The following is a 15,432-nucleotide window of genomic DNA, read 5'->3' on the forward strand; positions in this document are numbered from 1 at the left end:
GCTCGGCGACGTGCTCCTCGCACTCGGGCCGCACCGGCGCCGCTGACAGGGTGAACGACCGGACCGGCGGAAATACTGACGTGGCCGTGGCGGTTGCCGCCGGTATGGCGACTTTGGGACTGATCGGCAGCGGAAACATCGGCGGCACCCTGGCTCGGCTGGCGGTCGACAGCGGGCTCGACGTGGTGCTCAGCAACTCACGGGGGCCGGAAACCCTCGCGGACCTCGTCGCGGAGCTCGGTCCACGAGCCCGCGCGGGCACGGCGGCGGAGGCCGCCGCCGCCGGGGACTGGGTGGTGGTGACGGTCCCGGTCAAGGCGTACCCGCGGATTCCGCGGGAGCCGCTGGCGGGCAAGACCGTGATCGACACCGGCAACTACTACCCGCAGCGCGACGGCGACATCGCCGAGCTGGTCGAGAAGAAGACCACCGACAGCGGGCTGCTCCAGGGGTATCTGGACGGTGCCCACGTGGTGAAGGCGTTCAACAACATCTTCTTCAAGCACCTGGCGGCGCTGCCGCGTCCGGCGGGAGCGGCCGACCGCAGCGCCCTGCCCATCGCCGGTGACGACGCCGACGCGAAGGCGCACGCCGCTGAGCTGCTCGATCTGCTCGGCTTCGACACGGTGGACGCCGGGCCGCTCGCCGAGGGCCGGCGGTTCCAGCCCGGCACGGCGGCGTACGGGCTGCCCTACGCGGACAAGTCGGTCGCCGACTTCATGGCCGAGCCCCCCGCGCCGGCCTCCGTCGCCGACATCGAGGCGGCCCTGGCGGCGGCGGAGAGCTGAAGCCGGGTCAGCCAGGCCCCGAAGCCGGGCCGCCCGTCCGCTCCCGCCGCGATTGGCCCAGGGATTTGGGGCGGGAGTGGTACAACGGCGCGGGGCGATCAGGCCGTAGCGTCGTCGGTATGAGTGAGCGAGTGGATTACGCGAAGCACGCGCCGGACGCGTTCCGGGCGATGCTGGGGTTCAGCCAGGCGGCGGCGAAGGGGCTCGACCCCGTGGTCGCGGAACTGGTGAAGATCAGGGCGTCGCAGATCAACCGGTGCGCGTTCTGCCTGGACATGCACATCAAGGACGCGCGGAAGGCCGGGGAGAGCGACCAGCGGATCTTCCTGCTGAGCGCGTGGGAAGAGGTCGACGGCGTCTACAGCGAGAAGGAGCGGGCGGCGCTGGCGCTGACGGAGGCGGTGACGCTGCTGACGGACGGGTTCGTGCCGGACGAGGTGTACGCGCGGGCGGCGGAGCACTTCGACGCGGACGAGTTGGCGCGCCTGGGGGCCGCGATCGTGGCGATCAACGCGTGGAACCGGTTCAACGTGACGTTCAGGACGCAGCCGGCGGCGAGCACGTGAGCGGCGCCGGGGCCGGGGCCGGGGCGGGGGCCGGGGCGGGGGGCGCGAAGGCGCTGCTGGCGCTGCATCACGGGCGGGACGCCGCCGATCCGTTGGTGCTGCCCGGGCCGTGGGACGCGGCCAGCGCGCGGGTGTTCGCGGACGCGGGCTTCCCGGCGCTGGCGACGCCCAGCGCCGGGGTGTCGGCGTCGCTGGGGTACGAGGACGGCGAGGCGCCCGCCGACGAGATGTTCGCCGCGATCCGGCGGATCACCCGCGCCGTGGACGTCCCCGTGTCGGCCGACGTCGAGGCCGGATACGGGCTGGCGCCCGAGGAGTTGGTCGAGCGGCTGCTGGAGGCCGGGGCCGTCGGGTGCAATCTGGAGGACTCCGAGCCGGGGTCCAGGGGGCTGGTCGAGCCCCGGCGGCAGGCGGACCGGCTCGCGGCCGTACGCGCCGCCGCCGGGGACGCGTTGGTCGTCAACGCGCGCATCGACACGTTTCTGCGCGGCGACCGTACGACCGGGGCCGCCGTCGAGCGCGGGCTGCTCTACGCCGCCGCCGGAGCCGACTGCGTCTACCCGATCCTCGCCCCGCCCGCCCTCCTCGCCGAGATCGCCGAAGCCGTCCCGCTCCCCCTCAACGCCCTCTGCCGTCCCGGCGGGCCGTCCCCCCGCGAGCTGGCCTTCCTCGGCGCCACCCGCGTCACCTTCGGCGGCGGCCTCCAGCAACAAGCCCTGGAAGCCGTCCGCGACATGGCGACCGGCATGCGCCTGTGACCCGCCTGGCGCGCGCCGCGTAAAGGCGCCGGGCCACGTTGTCCAGGGGCGCGGTGGACCGGCACGCTCAGCCGCGGCCGCGCCCCTGACAAGCTCAACCCGCCCGGGATAGCTCCGCTACGAGGCCGCCCCGGCGCCTTGCGCTCGCACGTACCGGGCACCGCCTGGACCGCCCATGATCCGCCGGACAGGCGCTAGTTCTGGGGTTTGACCACCGCGGCTTGGGGGCGGATGGGGAGGCGGGGGATGGGGCGGGCGGTGGCGGCGCGGACGGCGGCGGCCACCGCGGCGGGGGCGGTGACGACGGGGACCGCGGAGACGGCCTTGGCGCCGAAGGGGGCGAGGACGTCGCGCTCCTCGACCAGCCGGATGATGCGGACCGTGGGGGCGTCGAGGGCGGTCGGCAGGGAGTATCCGGTGAGGCTGGGGCGTTTGACGATGCCTCGGGGCGCGCGGAGGTCCTCCATCAGGGCGAGGCCGACGCCCTGGGTGATCCCGGCCTCGATGCGGGCGGCGAGCTGGCGGGGGTTGAGGATGCGGCCGACGTCCTGGGCGACGGCCATCTCGACCACGCGCACGGCGCCCAGTTCGATGTCGACGTCGACCACGGCGCGAATCGCGCAGAAGGTGAGGCCGACGAAGGCGTCGCCCTGGCCGGTGTCGTCGAGCCGGTCGGTCGGGTGCGGGCGGCACTGCGCGGTGGCCCACAGCTCCTTGCCGTCGAGGGTCTCGGCGACGGTGGTGGACAGCACACCGTCGTACGAGGTGATCTTGCCGTCGGCGATGGACAGCAGCTCCACGGACATGCCGAATTTGGCGGCGAGCGGCTGGAGCAGCTGGGTGCGGACCATCTTGGCCGCGCGCTCGACCGCGCCGCCGGACACCCAGGTGTGGCGTCCGCGCGCGGAGGGTCCCGACGGCGGCTGGTCGGTGTCGGACGGCAGCACCTGGACGTCGTCGATGCCGAGGACTTCCTGGACGATCTGCCGGGCCAGCGTGGTGAATCCCTGGCCGGTCTCGACGGCGGCGCAGATGACGGTGGCGCGGCCGTCGTGGACGCGTACGGTCGCGGTCGACACCTCGTCGGCGCCCTCGGCGCCGAGCACGTGGACCATGCCGAGCGCGTAGCCGACCCCGCGCCGTACCGCGCCCGGCTCGCCCGCGCCCGAGGTGCCGCCGGGCAGCAGCCACTGCGACTCGTCGTCGCCGTCGGGCAGCGGGGGCAGCTCGGCGTCGCGTACGGCCTTCAGCAGCTCGCCGACGGGCGCGGGGCAGGTGACGGTCTGGCCGGTGGGCAGCAGGTCGCCGGTGGCCAGGACGTTGCGCATCCGGATCTCGGCCGGGTCCAGGCCGACCTTCGCGGCGAGCTTGTCCATCTGGCCCTCGTACGCGGCGCAGACCTGGAGCGCGCCCTCGCCGCGTACGTGGCCGGACGGCGGGTTGTTGGTGCGTACGGCCCAGCCCTCGACGAAGACGTGCGGGACGACGTAGGGACCGGCCGCGAAGGCCACGGCGGCGGCGAGCGCGTCGGAGGAGGCGTCGGCGTACGCGCCCGCGTCGAGCAGGATCTGCGCCTCGACCTTGACCAGGCGGCCCTCGGCGTCGGCGTGGTGGCGGTAGCGCAGCAGTGTGGGGTGGCGGTGGGCGTGGCCGAGGAAGGACTCCTCGCGGGTGGCCACGAATTTGACCGGGCAGCCGGTCTTGAGCGCGAGCAGGCCGAGCGGGAGCTGGACGCCGGAGTCCTCGCGGTCGCCCATCGCGCCGGGCACGCCGGTGACGACGACCTTGACGCGGTCGGGTTCGAGGCCGAAGCAGGCGGCGGCCAGGTCGCGGTCGGCGTGCGGGTCGGTGGAGGCGACGTACAGCTCGACGCCGCCGTCCGGGCGCGGGACGGCGAGTCCGGCCTCGGCGCCGATCGGGGCCGGGTCCTGGCGGCCGACCCGGTACAGGCCCTCCACGATGACGTCGCCGATCGCGTCGGGGTCGCCGAAGCGCAGCGGGATGTGCCGGATCAGATTGCCGTCGGGGTGCAGTGGCTCGGCGGCGAACGCCTTCTCGGGGTCGGTGACCGGCTCCAGCACCTCGTACTCGACGAGGATCGCGGCGGCGGCCAGCCGGGCGGTGTCGGGGTGGTCGGCGGCGACGGCGGCGATCGGCTCGCCGTGGTGCCGCACCAGGTCCTCGGCGAAGACCGGGCGGTCCGCGACCCGGCGGCCGTGCATCGCGTCGCCCGGCACGTCCTCGTGCGTGACGACGGCCCGCACGCCGGGCATCGCGACGGCCTCGCTGGTGTCGATCCGGGTGATCCGCGCGTGCGGGTACGGCGAGCGCAGCACGGCCGCCCACAGCAGCCCCTCGGCCCACAGATCCGCCGCGTACGGGTAGGTGCCCTGCGCCTTCTGGAGCGCGTCGGCCGAGGGCAGCGACGCGCCGATCCCCCGTACCGCCCCGGCGCCCGCCAGGGTCTCCGCGACGGGCCCCGGTCCGTCGATGATGCCGGTCATACGGCGCCTCCCGAGGGGCCGCCCTGGTGCGGGACGCGGGCGGCGGTGGAGGAGGCCGCGGACGCCGGGTTGTCGGGGTCGTCGGCGGCGGCCTCGCGGGCGGCGATGACCTGGTCGACGGCGTCGAGGACGCCGCGGTAGCCGGAGCAGCGGCAGAGGTTGCCGCACAGCGCCTGGCGGGTCTCCAGGTCGGTGGGTTTGTGGTTGCCCTCCAGCAGGTCGTGCACCGTCATCGCCATGCCGGGGATGCAGAAGCCGCACTGTACGGCGCCGGATTCGGCGAGCGCGCGCTGGACGTCGGAGGGGCGGCCGTCCACGGTCAGGCCCTCGACGGTACGGACCTCGCTGCCCGCCGCGGTGGCCGCGGGCACCAGGCAGGAGGCGACCAGACGGCCGTCGACCTGGACGGAGCAGGCCCCGCACTCGCCCTGTTCGCAGCCGTCCTTGGCGCCGGCGAGGCCGAGGCGTTCGCGCAGCACGTAGAGCAGTGACTCGCCGAGCCAGGCGTCGGTCACCGGGCGGTCGGCGCCGTTGACGCGCAGGACGTAGGAGGCGAGGGGGTGTTCGCTGTGGGTCTCCTCGACGGGTTCCGGCTCCGGCTCCCGCTCGGCCTCGTCGGCCGCGAGGTCGCCGTCCGCCTCCGCCGTACCGGAATCCGGGGCGAGGGGGTCGGGGGCGAGGGCGTCGGGCGTGAGGCCGTCGGGCGCGGGCGCGGGCCCGTCCACGGCGTCGGGGAGCGGCCCGGCCGGGGGCAGTTCGCCCGGCGCGAGTCCGTCCGGTACGTGGCCGTCCGGCGCGAGGCCGTCCGGTACGTGGCCGTTCGCCACCAGTTCCTCGCCGCCGTCGAGCGCGGGCAGCGCGGACAGGCCGTCCAGGCCGCCCGGCAGGGCGTCGAGGCCGCTGAGACCGTCGAGCGCGGACAGGCCGTCGACGCCGTCGAGCGCGCCGATCCCGGTGAGCGGGGTGAGGCCGTCCGACAGGCCCTCGGGGTCGTGCAGCGCGCCCGCGCTGCCGGGGCTCTCGGGGTCGCCGGGGGCGCGCGTCCTGGCCGCCGGGTCGTGGCCGGTGCCGTAGTCGGCGTCGTGGCCGGTGTGCGTGAACGCGCTGTCGGCGGTGGCCTGGTGGCCCGCGCCGGGCGGCGGGCCCTCCGGGTCGTCGACGGCGGCGGACCAGGCGGCCTGGGTGGGCGGCCAGGGCAGCCCCTCGTCAACTCCCGCGCCCAGGCCGGTGCCCAGGCCCGTGCCGGGGTCGATGCCGGTGCCGACGCCGCTGAAGTCCCACTGCCCGGTGAGCTGGTCCTGCGGTGCGCCCTGCCCGGCCTGCGCCTGGGCGGCGGCCTGAGCGGCCGCCTGGGCCTGCGCGGCGGCCGCCGCGCCCTGCCCGAACATCCCGGCGGGGAAGGACTGCGTGGGCGCGGGCGACGGCGCCTGGTCCCACGGCGAGGCGAAGGAGCCGACGGAGAACTCCCCCGAATCGCCGTCCGCGTCGTCCTTTATGACCGGGATCGACCACTGGGTGACCGGGTCGCCCTCACCGGTGACGGGCGGTCCCGCCGGGCCGTGCGCGCCGAGCGGGTCCTCGCCCGGCCGCGGCTCCGGCGGCAGTTGGGCCGCGAAGGAGACGTGCATGGTCTGGTCGGGGTCGTAGTCCCCGCCGCCGGGAACCGGCTGCCAGGTCCCCGACGTGCCGGGCGACGTGCCGGACCCGCCGGACGTGCCCGACCTGTCGTCGGTGCCGGGTGCGCCCGGCTGCGGCTGCGGCTGGTCGGTCATGCCAGTGCCCTCCCGAGCGCTCGACGGGACAGTGCGGCCACGGTACGGCGTAGCTGGACGGCGGCGGGCGGCAGTTCGACACCTTCCTGGTCCGGGATGCACGCGGCGGCCACGTACTCGCCGAAGGCCGTGCACGCCTCGGGGGCGAGATTGCGGTCGCCGTCCCAGTCGATGAGGCCCGCGACCCACTGCTCGGCCTCCAGGGGCCGCAGCGGCACCGGCGCGACCGCGCCCACCGAACAGCGCACCTGGCGGCGCGCGGGGTCGACCACGAGCGCGACGGAGGCCACCGCGCGCCCCGGCCCGGTGCGCCCGGTGGCCTTGAGGAAGGTCTGCGGCGCGTGCAGCAGCGGAATCCTCACGAAGGCGAGGAGTTCGCCGGGGCGCAGCGGGTCCATGCCGGTGAGCAGGTGGCTGACCGGGAGTTCGCGGTCGCCCTCGGGTCCGGCGACGATGACGCTGGCCTCCAGCGCGGCGAGCACCGGGAGGGCGTCGCCGGTCGGGGCCGCGGTCGCGATGTTGCCGCCGAGGGTGCCCGCGTTGCGGATCTGCGGCGGTCCCGCGGAGCGGGCGGCGGCGGCGAGCGCGGGGATGAGGGCGGCGAAGTCCGGCCGCCCCATCCGCGCGTGGGTCAGTCCGGCGCCGAGCAGCGCCGCGCCGTCCGCGTACTGCCAGCCGCGGATCTCACTGATCCGGCCGAGGCCGACCAGCGCGTCCGGGCGCAGCAGCCCGGAGTTCACCGCCGCCATCAGGTCGGTGCCGCCTGCGACGGGCACGGCGCTGGGCATGGCGGCGAGCGCCTCCACCGCCTCGTCGAGCGAGGACGGCAGCGTCACGTTCTCCGCCGTCCGCCGTGCATACGTGCTCACGCAGCCTGCTCCTTCCCGGCCTTCCTCCGTCGCGCGGTAGCCGTACCGTACGTGCTCACAGCCTGGACGTGGCAACTCTGGCACATGTTCCACGGTGGTCAACGCGAGGGTCCACGAAGTACCGATCCGTCCGTCACGGGCGCGATCGTACGGCTCTGACGGAATCAACCGCTGTGCCGGAATTGCCATCCTTCGGGTGTGTTGCGACGGTACGCCACTCCACCGTGCCAGCTCCGCCCGCGCCGGGTGCGGAAGTTGCGGAATCAGTCACACGATCGGGGGCGGACCGTCCTTGGGACGGCCGAGGACGCCGGGGCGGCGCTGCCACGGCAGCGGGCCGCCCGGCGGCCTGTACTCCACGCCCAGGGCGTCCAGTCGGGCGTAGTGGGTCCGCATCCGGGCTTCGAATTCCGGCCAGTCGCGCTCGTCGGCGGCGGGCAGGTCCGACCAGGCGACCTCGGCGAAGGCGGCGAGCCGCGGGAAGGCCATGTAGTCCAGCACCCGTACGGAGTCCATGACTTCGGTCCAGATGTTGGCCTGGGTGCCGATGACGTGCGCCGCCTCCTCCTCGGTGAGCTGCGGCGGAACCGGCTCGAAGCGGAAGACGTCCTCCAGGCCGCGGGCGTGCGCGATCGGCACCGGCTCCTCGGGGTCCTCCGACTGCCGCCAGTCCAGGTAGACATGGGTCTGGGGGCACATGACCACGTCGTGCCCGGCCTTGGCCGCCGCGATGCCGCCGGCGTATCCCTGCCACGACGACACGGCGGCGCCCTCGGCGAGGCCGCCCTCCAGGATCTCGTCCCAGCCGATCAGCCGCCGGCCGCGCTCGGTCAGCCAGTGGTCGAAGTGGCCGATCATCCAGCTCTGCAGTTCGTCCTCGTCCTCCAGGCCCAGCTCCTGCATCCGCTCCTGCGCCGAACGCGAGGCGCGCCACTGGTCCTTGGGGCACTCGTCGCCGCCGACGTGGAAGAACTCGCCGGGGAACAGCTCCAGTAGCTCGGCGAAGACGTTCTCGTAGAAGCGCAGGGTGCTCTCGGCGGGCGAGAGCACATTGGGGTTGACGCCCCACGTGGTCAGCACGGAGAGGGCCGAGGTGTCGACGACGTCGGTGTTGCCGAGCTCCGGGTACGCGGCGATGGCGGCCTGCGAGTGGCCGGGGATGTCGACCTCGGGGACGACGGTGATGTGCCGCTCGGCGGCGTACGCGACGATCTCGCGGATGTCGTCCTGGGTGTAGTAACCGCCGTGCGGGCGCTCGTCCCACAGCGGCGACTCGCGCAGCCCGACCTTCGTGCGCTCGCGCCACGCGCCGACCTCGGTCAGCTTCGGGTAGCGCTTGATCTCCACCCGCCAGCCCTGGTCGTCGGTGAGGTGGAAGTGCAGCACGTTCAGCTTGTGGGCGGCCATCAGGTCGAGGTACTTGAACACGACGTCCTTCGGCATGAAGTGCCGTGCCACGTCGAGCATGAAGCCGCGCCAGGCGAAGCGGGGGGCGTCCTGTATCTGGCAGGTCGGCACGCGCCACTCGCGCTCCCCCAGGGGCGCCCGGCGGAAGGCGTCGGCCCCCAGGAGCTGGCGCAGGGTCTGCGCGCCCCAGAAGACGCCGGCGGGGCTCCCGCCGAAGACGTGCACGCCGGAGTTGGGCGCGGCCATGATGCGGTAGCCCTCGGGGCCCAGGTCCCTGGCCACCGCGTCGTCCACCGCCAGCCGGATCACGTCCTTCCCGGACGGCTCCACCGGCGCCAGCGGCAGGCCCGTCGCTGCCGCGAGCACTCCGCGCAGCCAGCGCGCGGCGCCTTCGGCGCCGGGGGTCGCGGTGAGGGTCGTCTCGGGCCCGAGGACGAAGGCGTCGTCGGTGCCGTACGGGGTCTGATGGCGCGGGGCCGGAATGAGGTCCATGGGGGCCATCCTGACCCGTAATCCGCGATTGGCATAGACCAATCCCGCAGCTGCCTGGCCGAGGACCGTTCTCCGACCGCGGAAGCGTCATGCCTGGTCGCGCAGTTCCCGCGCCCCTGAAGCGCTCGGCTCACCCGCCCGCGGCAGACTTGCCCCGCCCGGGCGCGGGCAAAGACGACGGGCACGGGCCCCGAAGGGGCGCCGGGGGCACCTCCCAGCGGTAGCTGGGGGGAGGAACTGCGCGGCCAGCCCCCACCGGCCGGGAGTGCGGGGGCTGCCGGAGCGGGGCACCGCGTACCCGGCCCGGGAAAGGCTAGAAGGCGGCAGCCGCCCTCTCGCGTTGGGCGCGCACGGCCAGCAGCACGGTGAGGGTCACACCGAGGAGCAGCCACGCCAAGTGGGCGATGGTGAGGGCCTGCCACGCGGAGTGGGGCACGTCGGGGGCGGAGGCCAGGGCGAGGGTGGCGCCCAGCAGCGCGAACACGGCCGCGAGCTGCACACGCCCGTTCCAGCTCCGCAGGAACGCGCGCTCGGCGAAGGGCCCGCCGTACCACCAGCGGACGGCGAGGCCGACGACGACCACGGCGGCCAGACCGGCCGCGGTCACGGCGGAGACCGCCCACAGCGGCCACGGCGCGCGCTGCCGTTCCTTGTCGCAGGGCAGCACGGTGGTGACCAGCGGCACCAGCGGGAGTACGGCGACGGCGTTGATCTCCCGGACCCGCCGCAGCCAGGGATCGGCGGCCAGCTCCGTACGGACGGTGGCACGGATGCCCCGCAGCCGGGCGGGCAGCGGCGTACCGGAGCGGCGCCCGGCCACCGTCAGCAGGACCACGATCAGGACCAGGGCCGCCGCGGCCCCGGCGGCGGTGGCGATGATCTGCCAGACGTCACCGGTCGCGATCCGGAAGAGCTGCACGCCCACCAGCAGGGCCACGGCGATGATCCCGGCCAGTGCCCCGCCGCGCGGCGCGGTGAGCTGGCTGGGGTCGGCGCCGAGCATCAGCGCCCGCTCCACCGCGCTCTGGTGCTCGGCGCGGTGCCGCTTGGGCACCCGGCCGAGCAGCCCGCGCCCCGAGGTCAGCGAACGGGCCAGCGCGACCTGCGCCTCGGCCTCCTGCGGGGCGAGCGCGACCGCGCGGCGGGCGGCGGCCACCGCGTCGGGCACCCGGCCGAGCCGCCGGTAGACGTCGGAGAGCAGCACCGACGGCTCCCAGCCGTCGGGGTCGGCGCCGGTGGCCCGCAGCGCGACGGTCAGCGCCGCGTGCGGCTCGTCCAGCGAGAGCAGCACGACCCCGGCCAGCACGAAGACGTCGGCCGCCTCCGCGGGCCCGGCGAGCGCCAGTGCCCAGTCGACCGACTCGCGGGCCTCGGGGCGCCGCTTCTCCTGCGCGAGGATCCAGGCGCGCAGGAGGTAGCCCGCGCTGCCGTTGCGCTCCACGAAGGCATCGCTGACGAGGGCGTGCGCCTCGGCGAACCGGCTCTGCGCGACGAGCGAGTGCACCCGCTCGCCGTCGCTCGCGTCGTCGTCGCCGGGCGCGTCCGCCGCGCCGAACGCGCCGTCGTCACCCTGACCGCTGTCCACGTCCGCCCCTGTTTCCGCCGGCGAGGAGCGCGGACGTCAGCTCTTGCCGCCGCTGCCCTTGCCGGACTTGTCCTTGTCCCCGCCGCCCAGCGGCATGCCCTCGTAGATCTCCTTGCACATCGGGCAGACCGGGTACTTCTTCGGATCGCGTCCCGGGACCCAGACCTTGCCGCAGAGCGCGACGACGGGCGTGCCTTCCAGCGCGCTCGCCATGATCTTGTCCTTCTGGACATAGTGCGCGTAGCGCTCGTGGTCGCCGTCACCATGGGAGAGCTGCGGGGTCGGCTCGACCAGAGTGCCGGTGCCCGCCCCGCGCTCGGGCTCAAGAGTGCTCATAAGACTCAAGACTAGTTGAGAGACGGATCGTCGGGATACGTGGCCACCATGGCCAGCTCGTTGCGCTGCCTGCGCAGCACCGAGCGCCACAGTTGTTCGGGATCGGGCGAGGACACGTCGCCCGGCTCGGACTCGATCACGTACCAGGCGCCGTCGACCAGTTCCTTCTCCAGCTGGCCGGGCCCCCAGCCGGAGTATCCGGCGAAGATCCGCAGCGAGCCCAGCTCGGCGGCGAGCAGTTCGGGCGGCGCCTCCAGGTCGACCAGGCCGATCGCGCCGTGCACCCGCCGCCAGCCCAGCGGGTCCGCGTCCTCGCCCTCGCGGACGTCGCCCGGCACCACGGCCAGGCCCAGCGCGGAGTCCAGCGAGACCGGGCCGCCCTGGAAGACCACCGGGGGCGCGCCCGCCAGCGGCGCCCAGGGCAGCAGGACGTCGCCGACGCCGACCGGCGTGGGCCGGTTCAGGACGACGCCGAGCGACCCCTCCGCGTCGTGGTCGAGGAGGAGCACCACCGCCCGGTCGAAGTTGGGGTCGGCGAGCGCCGGCGTGGCGACGAGCAGTCTTCCGGTGAGCGAGGACACCTCGGTCATGGGACACATGATCCCGCACAAACCCGCTGGGCGGAGCGGCAACCGCCACTCCCGGACATCCGCCGCTACGGCGCGACACGCGGTACGGCGCGCGCGGCAGCGGACGGTGTGCGGTCCGCCACGCACCGCGCTGTAGCGAAGTCATGACACTGGCCGAGGTTCACGGCAGCCGGGACGGGTCAGTAGGCGCATTACCATTTCTTCCTGCGCTCCGCGCGGCGAGCACCCCGGCCGCGCCCGGCCTCCCCCGTACCAACCGTTCCGAAGATCGCGAGATCCATGACCGACATCGCCGATGTACTGCTTGTTCATGGCGGAACCCCCCTCGAGGGCGAGATCCGTGTCCGCGGTGCGAAGAACCTCGTGCCCAAGGCCATGGTCGCCGCCCTGCTCGGCAGCGGACCGAGCAGACTCCGCAATGTCCCCGACATCCGTGACGTACGCGTCGTACGCGGGCTGCTCCAGCTCCACGGCGTGACGGTGCAGAGCGGTGAGGAACCGGGCGAGCTGGTCCTCGACCCGACGCGCGTCGAGAGCGCCAACGTGGCCGACATCGACGCCCACGCGGGCTCCTCCCGGATCCCGATCCTGTTCTGCGGCCCGCTGCTGCACCGGCTCGGCCACGCCTTCATCCCGGGCCTGGGCGGCTGCGACATCGGCGGCCGGCCGATCGACTTCCACTTCGACGTGCTGCGGCAGTTCGGCGCCACGATCGAGAAGCGCGCCGACGGCCAGTACCTGGAGGCGCCGCAGCGGCTGCGCGGCTGCAAGATCCGGCTGCCGTACCCGTCGGTCGGCTCGACCGAGCAGGTGCTGCTCACCGCGGTGCTGGCCGAGGGCGTCACGGAGCTGTCCAACGCGGCGGTCGAGCCGGAGATCGAGGACCTGATCTGCGTCCTGCAGAAAATGGGCGCGATCATCTCGATGGACACCGACCGGACGATCCGGATCACCGGCGTCGACAAGCTCGGCGGCTACAACCACCGGGCGCTCCCCGACCGCCTCGAAGCCGCCTCCTGGGCGAGCGCGGCGCTGGCCACCGAGGGCAACATCTACGTCCGCGGCGCCCAGCAGCGGTCGATGATGACCTTCCTCAACACCTTCCGCCGGGTCGGCGGGGCCTTCGAGGTGGACGACGACGGCATCCGCTTCTGGCACCCGGGCGGCCCGCTCAACGCCATCGCGCTGGAGACCGACGTGCACCCCGGTTTCCAGACCGACTGGCAGCAGCCGCTGGTGGTGGCGCTCACCCAGGCGTCGGGGCTGTCCATCGTGCACGAGACGGTGTACGAGTCCCGGCTCGGCTTCACCTCCGCGCTCAACCAGATGGGCGCGCACATCCAGCTCTACCGCGAGTGCCTGGGCGGTTCCGCCTGCCGCTTCGGGCAGCGCAATTTCCTGCACTCCGCGGTCGTGTCGGGCCCGACCAAGCTCCAGGGCTCCGACCTGGTCATCCCCGACCTGCGCGGCGGCTTCTCATACCTGATCGCGGCGCTGGCCGCGCAGGGCACCTCGCGCGTGCACGGCATCGACCTGATCAACCGGGGCTACGAGAACTTCCTCGCCAAGCTGGAGGGCCTGGGCGCCCACATCGAGCTGCCCCAGCCCGCGGGCGCGGTCGCTTCCTGAGCGGTACGCCCCATGCGAAAGGGCGGCTTCTCCCCCGGGAGAAGCCGCCCTTTGGCGATGTGATTACTTGCCCTTGGCGGCTTCCTTGAGCTTGGAGCCCGCCGAAACCTTCACGCTGTAGCCGGCCGCGATGTTGATCGGCTCACCGGTCTGCGGGTTACGCGCGGTCCGAGCGGCACGGTGGGTGCGCTCGAAGGTCAGGAAGCCGGGGATGGTGACCTTCTCGTCGCCCTTGGCCACGATCTCACCGACGGTCTCAGCGAACGCGGCCAGTACGGCGTCGGCGTCCTTGCGGGTCACCTCGGCGCGCTCGGACAGAGCGGCCACCAGCTCACTGCGGTTCATATCTGTACTCCCGTGTTCTTTCTGCCATGGGGGCGCGAGCTCGAAGCTGTTGCTGTGTGCCTCACTGCCCAGGTGTGCATCCTGCCCCCATATATGGGGGGAAAGCCAATCCACCGACCGCGCGAGTCGCACAAAAAACGATGCGATTGCACGGGGACACCACGGGGATGACGGATTGTCGTCACATGGTCGACGCATCGAATCCGTTTGTCGGACGGATTGTCAGACCGCCCCCGGCGCGGTCGCCGCGGCGGCCACCGCCGGTCCCTGCGCCTTGGCCGCGTCGCGTACGGCGTCGGCGACCGCGCCCGCGACCTTGTCGTTGAAGACGCTGGGGACGATGTAGTTGGCGTTCAGCTCGCCCTCCCCCACCACGTCCGCGAGGGCGTGCGCGGCGGCCAGCATCATCTCGGTGTTCACGGTGCGGGACTGGGCGTCCAGCAGGCCGCGGAAGACGCCGGGGAAGACCAGGACGTTGTTGATCTGGTTGGGGAAGTCGCTGCGCCCGGTGGCGACCACGGCGGCGGTCTCGCGGGCCACGCCCGGGTCCACCTCGGGGTCGGGGTTGGCGAGCGCGAAGACGATCGCGCCGTCCGCCATCCGCGCCACGTCCGTACCGTCCAGGACGTTGGGCGCGGAGACGCCGATGAAGACGTCGGCGCCGGTCACGGCCTCCTTCAGGGTGCCGCTGACGCCCTCGGGGTTGGTGTTGTCGGCGATCCAGCGCAGCGGCGAGTCCGGCGACGCCTCCACCAGGTCGTCGCGGTCGCAGTGCACCACGCCGTGGATGTCGGCGACCACCGCGTGCTTCACTCCGGCGGCCAGCAGCAGCTTGAGAATGGCCGTACCGGCCGCGCCCGCGCCGGACATGACGACGCGTACGTCGCCGATCTGCTTGCCGACCACGCGCAGCGCGTTGGTGAGCGCGGCGAGCACCACGATGGCGGTGCCGTGCTGGTCGTCGTGGAAGACCGGGATGTCCAGCGCCTCGCGCAGCCGGGCCTCGATCTCGAAGCAGCGCGGCGCGGAGATGTCCTCCAGGTTGATGCCCGCGAAGCCGGGGGCGATGGCCTTGACGATCGCCACGATCTCGTCGGTGTCCTGGGTGTCGAGGCACAGCGGCCAGGCGTCGATGCCGGCGAAGCGCTTGAAGAGGGCCGCTTTGCCCTCCATGACCGGCAGCGCGGCCTTCGGGCCGATGTTGCCGAGGCCGAGGACGGCGGAGCCGTCGGTGACGACGGCCACGCTGTTGCGCTTGATGGTCAGGCGGCGGGCGTCCTCGGGGTTCTCCGCGATGGCCATGCAGACCCGGGCGACGCCGGGGGTGTAGATCATGGAGAGGTCGTCACGGTTGCGGATCGGGTGCTTGGACTGCATCTCGATCTTGCCGCCGAGGTGCATGAGGAACGTACGGTCGGAGACCTTGCTCACGGCGACGCCCTCGATGCCGCGGAGCTTGCCGACGATCTCGTCGGCGTGCGCGGTGGAGCTGGCGGCGACGGTGACGTCGATGCGGAGCATGTCGTGGCCCGACGCGGTGACGTCCAGGCCGGTGACCGAACCGCCCGAGGACTCCACCGCGGTGGTGAGCTGGCTGACCGCGGTCCCGCTGGCGGGGACCTCCAGCCGTACCGTGATCGAGTACGAGACGCTTGGCGCCGTTGCCATGACGGACCTTCTTCCGGTTCCTCTGCTGCTGGTGGTGCTGCCCGTCGATCGTTGCACCTACCGACGGGTACGCGTAAACCCGCGTGGGGTGAAGATTGGAAGAATACTTCCGCGATGCGGGAG

At 73.4% G+C, this 15,432-nt stretch carries 13 protein-coding genes; 4 read left to right on the top strand and 9 right to left on the bottom strand.

The genetic code is table 11. From position 1 onward, the window contains the following. The first annotated feature begins 104 nt into the window (after window positions 1-104). The 3 genes from ACFY9V_RS32015 (at window position 105) to ACFY9V_RS32025 (ending at window position 2,112) form a co-directional block, all read left to right on the top strand. Entirely contained in the window at window positions 105-788 is a 684-nt protein-coding gene (locus ACFY9V_RS32015) for an NAD(P)-binding domain-containing protein (RefSeq protein WP_391047146.1), read from the top strand. Between the two features lie 119 nt (window positions 789-907). After that, window positions 908-1,354, top strand: a complete 447-nt coding sequence (locus ACFY9V_RS32020; RefSeq protein ID WP_391163974.1) for a carboxymuconolactone decarboxylase family protein — start codon at window positions 908-910, stop codon at window positions 1,352-1,354. After that, complete coding sequence (locus tag ACFY9V_RS32025) at window positions 1,351-2,112, top strand: isocitrate lyase/phosphoenolpyruvate mutase family protein (protein WP_391163975.1); 762 nt, start codon at window positions 1,351-1,353, stop codon at window positions 2,110-2,112. The genes ACFY9V_RS32020 and ACFY9V_RS32025 overlap by 4 nt, the downstream gene beginning before the upstream one ends. 194 nt (window positions 2,113-2,306) lie before the next feature. Here ACFY9V_RS32025 and ACFY9V_RS32030 read toward each other — a convergent pair whose 3' ends face one another. From ACFY9V_RS32030 to ACFY9V_RS32060, 7 genes are all read right to left on the bottom strand, one after another. Next, entirely contained in the window at window positions 2,307-4,616 is a 2,310-nt protein-coding gene (locus tag ACFY9V_RS32030) for a xanthine dehydrogenase family protein molybdopterin-binding subunit (RefSeq protein WP_355343012.1), read from the bottom strand. Then, on the bottom strand, window positions 4,613-6,388 hold the full coding sequence (locus ACFY9V_RS32035) for a 2Fe-2S iron-sulfur cluster-binding protein (RefSeq protein ID WP_391163977.1): 1,776 nt from the start codon (window positions 6,386-6,388) through the stop codon (window positions 4,613-4,615). The genes ACFY9V_RS32030 and ACFY9V_RS32035 overlap by 4 nt, the downstream gene beginning before the upstream one ends. Next, entirely contained in the window at window positions 6,385-7,257 is an 873-nt protein-coding gene (locus tag ACFY9V_RS32040) for an FAD binding domain-containing protein (RefSeq protein ID WP_355343006.1), read from the bottom strand. Before ACFY9V_RS32040 ends, ACFY9V_RS32035 begins: the two co-directional genes overlap by 4 nt. A gap of 267 nt (window positions 7,258-7,524) precedes the next feature. Next, window positions 7,525-9,156, bottom strand: a complete 1,632-nt coding sequence (locus ACFY9V_RS32045) for a family 20 glycosylhydrolase (RefSeq protein WP_391163978.1) — start codon at window positions 9,154-9,156, stop codon at window positions 7,525-7,527. Between the two features lie 313 nt (window positions 9,157-9,469). Then, window positions 9,470-10,741 (bottom strand): hypothetical protein, encoded by a 1,272-nt coding sequence (locus ACFY9V_RS32050; protein WP_355343000.1) that lies wholly within the window; start codon window positions 10,739-10,741, stop codon window positions 9,470-9,472. Between the two features lie 36 nt (window positions 10,742-10,777). Next, a complete protein-coding gene (locus tag ACFY9V_RS32055; RefSeq protein ID WP_093716639.1) occupies window positions 10,778-11,077 on the bottom strand; it encodes a DUF3039 domain-containing protein in 300 nt (99 codons plus the stop codon). 11 nt (window positions 11,078-11,088) lie between these two features. Next, the gene (locus tag ACFY9V_RS32060) at window positions 11,089-11,667 is read right to left on the bottom strand and encodes a YqgE/AlgH family protein (protein ID WP_188284071.1); all 579 of its coding nucleotides are present in this window, start codon (window positions 11,665-11,667) and stop codon (window positions 11,089-11,091) included. 279 nt (window positions 11,668-11,946) lie between these two features. On the opposite strand from ACFY9V_RS32060, the gene murA reads away from it, so the two are divergent. Next, the gene (murA, locus tag ACFY9V_RS32065; RefSeq protein WP_355342994.1) at window positions 11,947-13,296 is read left to right on the top strand and encodes a UDP-N-acetylglucosamine 1-carboxyvinyltransferase; all 1,350 of its coding nucleotides are present in this window, start codon (window positions 11,947-11,949) and stop codon (window positions 13,294-13,296) included. 63 nt (window positions 13,297-13,359) lie between these two features. On the opposite strand, the gene ACFY9V_RS32070 is transcribed toward murA, so the two are convergent. Then, window positions 13,360-13,641 (bottom strand): HU family DNA-binding protein, encoded by a 282-nt coding sequence (locus ACFY9V_RS32070; RefSeq protein WP_355342991.1) that lies wholly within the window; start codon window positions 13,639-13,641, stop codon window positions 13,360-13,362. Between the two features lie 222 nt (window positions 13,642-13,863). Further along, window positions 13,864-15,309, bottom strand: coding sequence for a malic enzyme-like NAD(P)-binding protein (locus ACFY9V_RS32075; protein WP_391047160.1), 1,446 nt, complete (start codon window positions 15,307-15,309; stop codon window positions 13,864-13,866). Window positions 15,310-15,432 lie beyond the last annotated feature (123 nt).

The sequence above is a fragment of the Streptomyces sp. NPDC008317 genome, assembly GCF_042955955.1.
Taxonomy (GTDB): domain Bacteria; phylum Actinomycetota; class Actinomycetes; order Streptomycetales; family Streptomycetaceae; genus Actinacidiphila.

Bases quoted from the DNA above. Each gene is read 5' to 3' on its own strand.
- ACFY9V_RS32015 (WP_391047146.1), top strand. From the start codon at position 105: ATGGCGACTTTGGGACTGATCGGCAGCGGAAACATCGGCGGCACCCTG.
- ACFY9V_RS32020 (WP_391163974.1), top strand. From the start codon at position 908: ATGAGTGAGCGAGTGGATTACGCGAAGCACGCGCCGGACGCGTTCCGG.
- ACFY9V_RS32030 (WP_355343012.1), bottom strand. From the start codon at position 4,616: ATGACCGGCATCATCGACGGACCGGGGCCCGTCGCGGAGACCCTGGCG.
- ACFY9V_RS32035 (WP_391163977.1), bottom strand. From the start codon at position 6,388: ATGACCGACCAGCCGCAGCCGCAGCCGGGCGCACCCGGCACCGACGAC.
- ACFY9V_RS32045 (WP_391163978.1), bottom strand. From the start codon at position 9,156: ATGGACCTCATTCCGGCCCCGCGCCATCAGACCCCGTACGGCACCGAC.
- ACFY9V_RS32055 (WP_093716639.1), bottom strand. From the start codon at position 11,077: ATGAGCACTCTTGAGCCCGAGCGCGGGGCGGGCACCGGCACTCTGGTC.
- ACFY9V_RS32060 (WP_188284071.1), bottom strand. From the start codon at position 11,667: ATGACCGAGGTGTCCTCGCTCACCGGAAGACTGCTCGTCGCCACGCCG.
- murA (WP_355342994.1), top strand. From the start codon at position 11,947: ATGACCGACATCGCCGATGTACTGCTTGTTCATGGCGGAACCCCCCTC.
- ACFY9V_RS32070 (WP_355342991.1), bottom strand. From the start codon at position 13,641: ATGAACCGCAGTGAGCTGGTGGCCGCTCTGTCCGAGCGCGCCGAGGTG.
- ACFY9V_RS32075 (WP_391047160.1), bottom strand. From the start codon at position 15,309: ATGGCAACGGCGCCAAGCGTCTCGTACTCGATCACGGTACGGCTGGAG.